The organism is 'Chrysanthemum coronarium' phytoplasma, assembly GCF_000744065.1.
GTDB lineage: Bacteria > Bacillota_I > Bacilli_A > Acholeplasmatales > Acholeplasmataceae > Phytoplasma > Phytoplasma asteris.
In genome coordinates, this window is sequence record NZ_BBIY01000071.1 from 1 (window position 1) to 2,528 (window position 2,528).

Annotated in this window: 2 protein-coding genes and 1 pseudogene; 2 read left to right on the forward strand and 1 reads right to left on the reverse strand. The window is 28.7% G+C overall.

What is annotated here, in order from left to right:
- On the reverse strand, positions 1-596 hold a 596-nt coding region (locus OYV_RS03395; RefSeq protein WP_042068289.1), incomplete at its 3' end, for a sigma-70 family RNA polymerase sigma factor.
- 123 nt (positions 597-719) lie between these two features.
- On the opposite strand from OYV_RS03395, the gene OYV_RS03400 reads away from it, so the two are divergent.
- On the forward strand, positions 720-1,682 hold the full coding sequence (locus OYV_RS03400; RefSeq protein WP_236620282.1) for a hypothetical protein: 963 nt from the start codon (positions 720-722) through the stop codon (positions 1,680-1,682).
- A 66-nt stretch (positions 1,683-1,748) separates the two neighbouring features.
- Positions 1,749-2,479, forward strand: a pseudogene (locus OYV_RS03405) (effector).
- Positions 2,480-2,528 lie beyond the last annotated feature (49 nt).

Consider the following 2,528-nt stretch of genomic DNA (forward strand, 5'->3'; position numbering starts at 1 on the left):
CTTAGTTTTCTAATTGCTATGTTTTTTATTGTTTCTACTTGTCTTAAATTTAAATTTAGTTTTTGGGAGATTTCTTGGTTGGTGAAAGTTGGTTGGTGATTTTTGGTTATGTTTTCTAGGGTGATGCCGAAACTTAAACAAATAACATTGAATTCGTTTTTGCTTAGTTTAGATTTTAGCTTTTTTATGAGTTGTTCGTGATTTACTTGTTTTAGCCATAATTGATGGGGGTTTGGGTTGGTTATTCTATCGGGCTCATAATGTTGTTCTTTAAAACTAATATTGTTTGGTTTGGTGGTTTTTTGGGGGATTGAAGGTGAGTGGCTTTTTCTTATTAGTTCGTTGATTGTTGATTTTATTGTTGGAGTTGCGTAGGCGATGAAATCATAACCTAAATCTTGGTAATTATCGAGGGCTTTGATTAATCCTAAGATGCCTTCTTGGTATAAATCCTCTTTAGTTAATAATTTAGGGTAATATTTGAATTTTGAACTAATTTTTTTTACTAATGGTAAATGAAGTTCAATTAATTGATCTCTTATTTCAAAATTCTTTTTATTTTTTAAAAAAAGTAAAAATAAATCTTTTCTTTTCATTTGAATCCTTTCTAAAAACGTTTTTAGAAAAGATGAGTATAATTTCTTTTTTTTATTTCTTTTAAAAAACAAAAAAAGACCAACTTAAAAAGTTGATCTTAATTGTTATTTTTTATCTAATTTTTGTGTGAGGTTTGGGGTGCACCTCAAATTAATAGTTTAACTTTAGAAACTCAAAAAGCCAATTTAGAACATGATTTAACTCAAAAACAAGAAGAATTAGAAAATAATCAAAAACTATCTCAACAAGAAAAACAAGAACTTAAAAAAGAAATCAATCAACAAAACGACAAAATCCGTTCTAAAGAAAACGAAATCTTTACCCAAGATCAAAAGATTAATCAACTAGAAACTGATCTTCACCAAGAAAAAACGATCAAAACCGAAAAAGAAAAACAAATTAATGAATTAATCCATCAAATTAACGAACAAAACCAAATGACCGAACAACTCCAAAACCAACTCCAAGAACAAAAATCCTTAATCGAAACTAAAAACCAAGAATTAATAACTAATCAAGCTTTATCTGAACAAGAAAAACAAGAACTCCAAAAGGAAATCAATCAATTAACAACTAATTTTCAACAAAAACAAAAAGAATACGAAAACACTATTAATCAAAAAGACCAAGAAATCGATCAATTAAACCAAATCATCAACGAACAAGCAAACGAAATTAACCGTTTAAGCGAAGAATTAGAACAACAAATTGATAAATGGGTGCAACAAGGTCTTCACATTGAAGCTCTAGAAGGAACCATTAAAGCTTTAGAAAACGTCTCTGGTAAATACATCGAAGAAAACGCCGAACTCCGTCATGAAATCAATAAACTTAAAGAACAAATAAAAGACGAACAAAAAGCACATGAAGCAACTAAATTAAACTTAAAAACCGAAAGCGAGAAATTAACGCAAAAAACAGAAAAATTAAAAAAAATCAATTTAACTATACAAGAAAAAAAGGTTAGCTATAGTGCCGCAATTCAACCTTTAAAAGCTTGTATTAAAGAAGATGTAAGACAAAGAATTAATAGCGCAAAGGAAAAAGTCAATAAAGTAACTTCTTGGTTCAAAAAATGGTTTTAATTAAAATTCAAAAGTCAAATGTGTTAAAATGTTGGTATGTTATAAATTACCCGAAAGGAACTAATCATGTTTAATATTAAAAAAATCATTAAATGGTTTTTTATTATTTTAGGGATACTTCTTTTTTTATTTATTGGTTTTATTGTTTTAACCGAAATGGGAATCATTAAATTACCAGAATTACCAAAAAAAGAAATTCCCAGCATAAAAGAAACCAAAATGGTAATTCATGAAGAATGGTATGACAATAATAACAAATGTACAATGATTAAAGCCAAATACACTTTTGATGGCCTTAATGGAATCGGTTATTATCAACAACAACTTCAAGAAAAAAAGGTAGTCATAACGATATTTCAATCGCTCAAGATCGCCTCGAAATCCAAAAAGAACCTTCTAACCTCGCCAAATACATCAAAGACCGTTATCCTTTCGACCGTTGGAATAACAGAGGTTTAACTTATGAGGAAACCTCAGTGAATGAATTTGAATTTTCTAGTTTTGATACTAAAAACGACAGCCATTTACATTATTATATCAACTTCGAAAAACAATTCAAAGAAGAATCAAGCGGTAATTGCTTAATTCTTAAATACAAAGGCCCTAAATACTTGATAGAAAAAGACAAAGACTACTATCTTGGATGCGCTCATGTTTCCAACTCCAATTTCAAATTAACCAATTTCCACCTCCACTTCAACCCAAAAAGAAAAACTTTATCCCTTTACCAAGATAAACACAACAAAGATAAAGTCAAAGAAGCAGAAAATAATAAAAGAACCAGCGATGACTGGTGATAAAAATTTTAACAACTTCCAATATGTGAAAAATAAAGGAATAAAAATC